General features: G+C 43.6%; 7 protein-coding genes. All 7 read left to right on the top strand.

Going from position 1 to position 7,098, the window contains the following annotated elements:
- Window positions 1-82 precede the first annotated feature (82 nt).
- Window positions 83-373 carry a PadR family transcriptional regulator gene (locus ACHBHN_RS06795; protein ID WP_050573140.1) on the top strand — a complete coding sequence of 97 codons (291 nt, stop codon included), beginning with the start codon at window positions 83-85 and terminating at the stop codon, window positions 371-373.
- Window positions 363-860, top strand: coding sequence for a DUF2812 domain-containing protein (locus ACHBHN_RS06790; protein WP_029187636.1), 498 nt, complete (start codon window positions 363-365; stop codon window positions 858-860). The genes ACHBHN_RS06795 and ACHBHN_RS06790 overlap by 11 nt, the downstream gene beginning before the upstream one ends.
- Before the next feature lie 266 nt (window positions 861-1,126).
- Window positions 1,127-2,161, top strand: a complete 1,035-nt coding sequence (gene hrcA, locus ACHBHN_RS06785; protein WP_238708744.1) for a heat-inducible transcriptional repressor HrcA — start codon at window positions 1,127-1,129, stop codon at window positions 2,159-2,161.
- Between the two features lie 12 nt (window positions 2,162-2,173).
- The gene (gene grpE / locus ACHBHN_RS06780) at window positions 2,174-2,686 is read left to right on the top strand and encodes a nucleotide exchange factor GrpE (protein ID WP_002943082.1); all 513 of its coding nucleotides are present in this window, start codon (window positions 2,174-2,176) and stop codon (window positions 2,684-2,686) included.
- An 89-nt stretch (window positions 2,687-2,775) separates the two neighbouring features.
- Window positions 2,776-4,599 carry a molecular chaperone DnaK gene (gene dnaK, locus ACHBHN_RS06775; protein ID WP_024417547.1) on the top strand — a complete coding sequence of 608 codons (1,824 nt, stop codon included), beginning with the start codon at window positions 2,776-2,778 and terminating at the stop codon, window positions 4,597-4,599.
- A gap of 306 nt (window positions 4,600-4,905) precedes the next feature.
- A complete protein-coding gene (locus ACHBHN_RS06770; protein WP_105123050.1) occupies window positions 4,906-5,586 on the top strand; it encodes a type 1 glutamine amidotransferase domain-containing protein in 681 nt (226 codons plus the stop codon).
- A gap of 226 nt (window positions 5,587-5,812) precedes the next feature.
- The gene (gene dnaJ / locus ACHBHN_RS06765) at window positions 5,813-6,943 is read left to right on the top strand and encodes a molecular chaperone DnaJ (RefSeq protein ID WP_105123051.1); all 1,131 of its coding nucleotides are present in this window, start codon (window positions 5,813-5,815) and stop codon (window positions 6,941-6,943) included.
- Window positions 6,944-7,098 lie beyond the last annotated feature (155 nt).

The raw sequence follows: 7,098 nt of genomic DNA, 5'->3' as shown, positions 1-7,098 counted from the left end.
TATTATTGGGAATCCCAGCTTAAATCATAGATACCGTAAGGGATTTTATTCTTTATTTAAAACTTTGCAACAGAACCTTCCCATGACAGAAACAGCCTTCTATATTCTCTTTCATTTACAGAAAGAACGACATGGTTACGATATTACACAGAAGACTAAGGAAGTCACGGCAGGGCAAGTCGTGATTAGCCCTGGAACCATGTACGGCACCCTGTCGAAAATGGAAAAGGACGGCTTGATTCGGTTTGTCAGGGAAGAAGATAAGCGGAAGTTTTATCGGATAACAGAAACAGGTCGAGAAATCCTAGACATAGAATTGGCTCGGATTGAACGGCTCTATCGAAATAGCAAGGGAGAAAATGATGGAGACTAGGACAGAGTTCAAGGTATTTTTTATCACAGATTTCAGTCAGCAAGCAGACTATCTCAGTGAGATGCATCAGCAAGGGTGGAAACTAGTTAAGATTAGCTGGCTCTTGTTTTATCATTTTGAAAAATGCCTGCCAGAAGGGGTTGTGTATCAGGTTGATTTCAAGAAAGCAAAAAATAAAGATAGAGAAAACTATCTGCATATGTACGAGGAATATGGATGGGAGTTTGTCGTATCCTGCCAAAATTTCAATATTTTTAGGAAACCTGCGAAGATGGGAGAGCTTGAATTATATGGTGATAGAGAAAATAAAGTGGAGTTTGTGAAAACAATCTTCCAAAGACGCTATTTGCCATCTTTGGGACTGTACGGCATTCTACTGGGAACAAGTTTGCGTTCGCGTCCAGGTTTTGTCTTAGGTATTTCTATCATTTATATTCCGCTTTTATTATTACTAGGCATCCGTTTTTATCGTATGGTAAAAGAGTAACTAGGTCCTCAGACTGATTTTTAGCACTCTAAGCAAAAGAGTGCTAATTTTTTGGTTTTTTCTCTTGACAATCCATTTTTTCGGCGTATAATGGGAGTATATAGGTTAGCACTCGACATCATAGAGTGCTAACGCTCTTCGAAAATCAACACTAACCGTTGTCAGCTTGCCTTTGTGAACCACAGTTCTACATTCGGCCTCGCTTCCTAGGCTACTGTCGATTTTCATTGAGCGTAACTAAAACAGTGTTCATGAAAGGAGCGAAGATGATTACCCAACGTCAAAATGATATTTTGAATCTGATTGTTGAATTGTTTACGCGCCATCATGAGCCAGTTGGTTCTAAGGCCTTACAGGAAATGATTGCTTCTAGCTCTGCTACCATTCGCAATGACATGGCCAAGCTAGAGCAACTGGGCTTGCTAGAAAAGGCTCACACTTCAAGTGGTCGGATGCCCAGTCGGGCTGGTTTTCAATACTTTGTCAACCACTCGCTTAATCTGGAACATATCGATGAAGAAGATGTTTATCAAGTGGTCAAGGCCTTCGACTTTGAAGCCTTCAAGCTGGAGGACATCTTGGAGCGGGCAAGTCAGGTCCTAGCGGATTTGACAGGCTACACCTCGGTCATCTTAGATGTGGAGCCGACCAGTCAGCAGCTGACTTCCTTTGACATCGTGCAACTCAGTAGCCACGATGCTCTGGCAGTCTTGACTCTGGACCAGTCCAAACCTGTCACTGTCCAGTTTGCCATTCCCAAGAACTTTTTGACCAGGGACTTGGAGGTGTTCAAACGATTAGTTGATGAGCGCTTCGTTGGGCAGACGGTCTTGGCAATCCATTACAAGCTGCGGACGGAGATTCCCCAGGTAGTGCAACGTTACTTCACCACGACGGACAATGTCTTGGATTTGATGGATTATATCTTTTCCAATCTTTTCCAAGAATCAGTCTTCATCAGTGGAAAAGTCGCCTCTCTGACTTACGGCAATCTGGCCACCTATCAACTCTTGGATAGCCCACAGTTATTAGCCCCAGAGTTGCGGCAAGGCTTGGCGCCAAACCAGCAGACTAGTATTTCCGTGGCGGAACACAGCGATCCGGCCCTTGCAGATGTGACGGTCATTCATCATCGCTTTCCTATCCCCTATCGGGGCATGGCTCAGATGAGTTTGCTCGGTCCAGTTGACATGGACTACCGTAGGCAGATGAGCTTGATCAATATCATCAGCCGCGTCCTATTTATGAAATTAAGCGATTATTACAGATATTTAAGTAGTAATCATTATGAAGTCAATTAGAAGGAGAATGCTTTGTCAGAAGAAATCAAAAACGAAGAAATCGTAGAAGAGGTTGAAGCAACAGAAGAAGTTGTGGAGACACCTGAAAAATCAGAATTGGATTTGGCAAATGAGCGTGCAGAGGAATTTGAAAACAAGTACCTCCGTGCCCATGCTGAAATGCAAAATATCCAACGCCGTGCCAACGAGGAACGCCAAACCATTCAGCGTTACCGTTCGCAAGACTTGGCCAAGAAAATTTTGCCGAGCTTGGATAACTTGGAGCGTGCCCTTCAAGTCGAAGGCCTGACAGAAGATGTCAAAAAAGGCCTTGAAATGGTACAGGAAAGTTTAATTCAGGCCCTCAAAGAAGAAGGGGTGGAAGAAGTCGCTACAGATGTCTTTGACCCAAATCTTCACATGGCCATTCAAACAGTCCCAGCCACAGACGACTGCCCAGCAGAACACATCGCACAAGTCTTCCAAAAAGGCTACAAGTTGCATGAACGTCTGTTGAGACCGGCTATGGTGGTCGTATCAGAGTAGTCGCTCTGCTATTTTCCAAAAAAAGAAAACTTGACCGAAATGTCGTAAAACTACTTGAAAAGAAAGTAAATTAAAAAGAGGTAAAACATATGTCTAAAATTATCGGTATTGACTTAGGTACAACAAACTCAGCAGTTGCAGTCCTTGAAGGAACTGAATCAAAAATCATCGCAAACCCAGAAGGAAACCGCACAACTCCGTCTGTTGTGTCTTTCAAAAATGGTGAAATCATCGTTGGTGATGCGGCAAAACGCCAAGCAGTAACCAACCCAGATACCATTATCTCTATCAAATCAAAAATGGGAACTTCTGAAAAAGTTTCAGCCAACGGCAAAGAATACACACCACAAGAAATCTCAGCTATGATTCTTCAATATTTGAAAGGCTACGCTGAAGAATACCTTGGTGAAAAAGTAACCAAAGCTGTTATCACGGTTCCTGCTTACTTCAATGATGCCCAACGTCAAGCAACTAAAGATGCTGGTAAAATTGCTGGTCTTGAAGTAGAACGTATCGTCAACGAGCCAACTGCAGCAGCCCTTGCTTATGGTTTGGACAAGACAGACAAAGACGAGAAAATCTTGGTATTCGACCTTGGTGGAGGTACTTTCGACGTATCTATCCTTGAACTTGGTGACGGTGTCTTTGATGTACTTGCAACAGCAGGTGATAACAAGCTCGGAGGTGACGACTTTGACCAAAAGATTATCGACCACATGGTAGCAGAATTCAAGAAAGAAAATGGTATCGACTTGTCAGCTGACAAGATGGCCCTTCAACGTTTGAAAGATGCAGCTGAAAAAGCTAAGAAAGACCTTTCTGGTGTAACATCAACTCAAATCAGCTTGCCGTTCATCACAGCAGGTGCAGCAGGTCCGCTTCACTTGGAAATGACATTGACTCGTGCAAAATTTGACGAATTGACTTACGACCTTGTAGAACGTACAAAAATTCCTGTTCGTCAAGCTCTTTCAGATGCAGGCCTTAGCTTGTCAGAAATTGACGAAGTTATCCTTGTCGGTGGTTCAACTCGTATCCCAGCCGTTGTAGAAGCTGTTAAGGCAGAAACTGGCAAAGAACCAAACAAATCTGTCAACCCTGACGAAGTGGTTGCCATGGGTGCGGCAATCCAAGGTGGTGTGATCACTGGTGATGTGAAAGACGTTGTCCTTCTTGACGTAACACCATTGTCACTTGGTATCGAAACAATGGGTGGTGTATTTACAAAACTCATCGACCGTAACACAACAATCCCAACTTCTAAATCACAAGTCTTCTCAACTGCGGCGGACAACCAGCCAGCTGTTGACATCCACGTGCTTCAAGGTGAGCGTCCAATGGCAGCAGACAACAAGACTCTTGGTCGCTTCCAATTGACAGACATCCCTGCAGCACCTCGTGGTATTCCACAAATCGAAGTAACATTCGACATCGACAAGAACGGTATCGTTTCTGTAAAAGCCAAAGACCTTGGTACGCAAAAAGAGCAAACAATCGTTATCCAATCTAACTCAGGTTTGACAGATGAAGAAATCGACCGCATGATGAAAGATGCAGAAGCAAACGCAGAAGCAGATAAGAAACGTAAGGAAGAAGTGGACCTTCGTAATGATGTGGACCAAGCAATCTTTGCGACTGAGAAAACTCTGAAAGAAACGGAAGGCAAAGGCTTCGATGCAGAACGCGATCAAGCTCAAGCAGCTCTTGATGAGTTGAAAGCAGCTCAAGAAGCTAACAACTTGGACGACATGAAGGCTAAACTTGAAAACCTCAACGAAAAAGCTCAAGCCCTTGCAGTGAAACTCTACGAGCAAGCCGCAGCAGCACAACAAGCAGCCGCAGGCCAAGAAGGTGCTCAAACAGCTAACAACGCAGGCGATGATGTGGTAGATGGCGAGTTTACTGAAAAGTAAACCAATAATACGGAGGCGAATATGTCTACAATATATACTACAAATTCTTGGGATGGGTACTCTAAAGGTAGTAAATACTGGAACGAGTATAGATTAGAGGGTGACAGAGTAGTAAAATATAAGTGTTCGTCTTCAAAATTCTTTGATGGAAATGAAAATGTTCGCGAGACAGGGGGGCGTGAAGTTGATTCCTGGGAAATCGACGATCCTTCAATGCCTGATTGGTTGAGAGACTATTTATAAAATTAAGCAGAGGTTGCAACCCAGCCTCTGTTTTTGGGTAAAGAGGAGACGAGGTCCATCAATATGAAGAAAATACTGGTCGTCTTGACCAATGTATCTCAATACAAAAATGATGAAGAAAAAACAGGTCTGTGGCTAGCAGAAGCGACAGAATTTGTAGATGAAGTTACCAAAGCAGGATTTGAAGTGGACTATGTTAGCCCAAAGGGTGGCAATGTTCCAATCGATCCTCGCAGCTTGAAAAGTATCTATGTTTCGAAAGAAGATTTACAACTATCTGAAAGCGCCGATTTTAAGGAGCGTGCCTTGCTACATTCTCTTAAACCAGAAGATGTTCAACCTGAGGACTACATCGCTATCTATTATACGGGTGGCCACGGTGTGATTTGGGATTTTCCGGACAACAAGGAACTGCAAGAAATTGCTAATTCTATTTATGAACAAGGTGGATATATTTCCTCAGTTTGTCACGGTGTTGCAGGTTTGTTAAATATTCGTGATAGGGATGGCCGTTATCTTATTGCTGGTAAGAAGATAACCGGTTTCACAAAATGGGAAGAAATTCTTAGTGGAAAACTGAAAAAGGTTCCCTTTATCACAGAAACTGAGGTCAAAAAACGTGGGGCTGATTTTCAAAAGAAACTTCCCTACACTTCTTTTGCCATACAAGATGGTCGCTTTGTGACAGGGCAAAATCCCATGTCAGGTAGGGCAGTTGCCAAACGCTTGCTAAGTAACTTCTAGCAAGGACTGGAATGACTGTATTTGACATCTCAAATTTTACAGAAAGGAAAGTGTTCGCAATCGAACACGGGCTACTTTCTAAGTTTCAAAGAAAGGAATACAAGTTCGTTTATTCGAACACAGGCTAAAAACCTAGTGAAAAAGATAAACTTCCTAGTGTGTTTTACACACTGCGTTAGTTTTCTATTTTCATACGGTTTTCTTAACGCCTTTTGTATCATAAACTATGAACAACACAGAATTTTACGATCGTCTGGGGGTTTCTAAGAACGCTTCGCCAGACGAGATTAAGAAGGCTTATCGTAAGCTATCAAAAAAATATCACCCAGACATTAACAAGGATGCTGGTGCGGAAGATAAATATAAGGAAGTTCAAGAGGCCTACGAGACCTTGAGCGATCCTCAAAAACGTGCCTCTTATGACCAATTTGGTGCGGCTGGAGCCAATGGTGGCTTCGGCGGTGGCGGATTTGGTGGTTTTGACGGTGCTGGTTTCGGCGGTTTCGAGGATATCTTTTCTAGTTTCTTCGGCGGTGGAACTGCTCAACGTAATCCCAATGCACCTCGTCAGGGAGATGATTTGCAGTACCGTGTCAATTTGAAATTTGAAGAGGCTATTTTCGGTGCTGAAAAAGAAGTTTCCTACAACCGTGAGGCAACTTGTCGTACCTGTACTGGTTCGGGCGCCAAACCTGGGACCAGTCCTGTAACTTGTGGACGCTGTCATGGCTCTGGTGTTATCAATGTTGATACACAGACACCACTTGGAACCATGCGCCGTCAGATGACCTGTGATGTCTGTCACGGTCGTGGCAAGCAGATTAAGGATCCGTGTACGACCTGTCGTGGAACTGGTCATGAGAAACAGGCTCACACTGTTACGGTCAAGGTTCCTGCAGGTGTCGAAACTGGTCAGCGTATCCGTCTGGCTGGTCAAGGTGAAGCTGGATTTAACGGAGGCCCTTACGGAGATCTCTATGTAGTCGTTCAAGTCGAGGCATCGGATAAATTTGAGCGTGAAGGTACGACCATTCTTTACAAATTGGACCTCAACTTTGTTCAAGCTGCACTAGGTGACACCGTCCATGTGCCAACGGTTCATGGTGATGTGGATATGGTGATTCCAGAGGGAACGCAGACAGGCAAGACCTTCCGTCTTAAAGGCAAGGGTGCGCCAAGTATCCGCGGGGGTGCCATGGGTGACCAGTATGTCACTGTCAATGTAGTGACACCAACAGGGCTCAATGACCGCCAGAAAGCAGCTTTAAAAGACTTTGCGGTAGCAGGTAATATCAATGTGCATCCGCAGAAAAAAGGTTTTTTCGACAAGGTCAAGGACGCTTTTGAAGATTTATAAGAGAGATTGGATTGGCACTGCCAGTCCTTTTTCTGTATCATACCCAATGAAAATCAAACTGTGAAAGCCAATCAACCACTGTGTTAAAGTGTTTTTACTGTTCAAATAATGTGAGGTTGGATGTTATATCAAACCTCTTTTTCTATATCAGTATT

The organism is Streptococcus sp. A22 (assembly GCF_043674215.1).
GTDB lineage: Bacteria > Bacillota > Bacilli > Lactobacillales > Streptococcaceae > Streptococcus > Streptococcus suis_V.
Note: the sequence above shows the minus strand (reverse complement) of the source record. Positions and strands in the feature narration are given on the sequence as shown.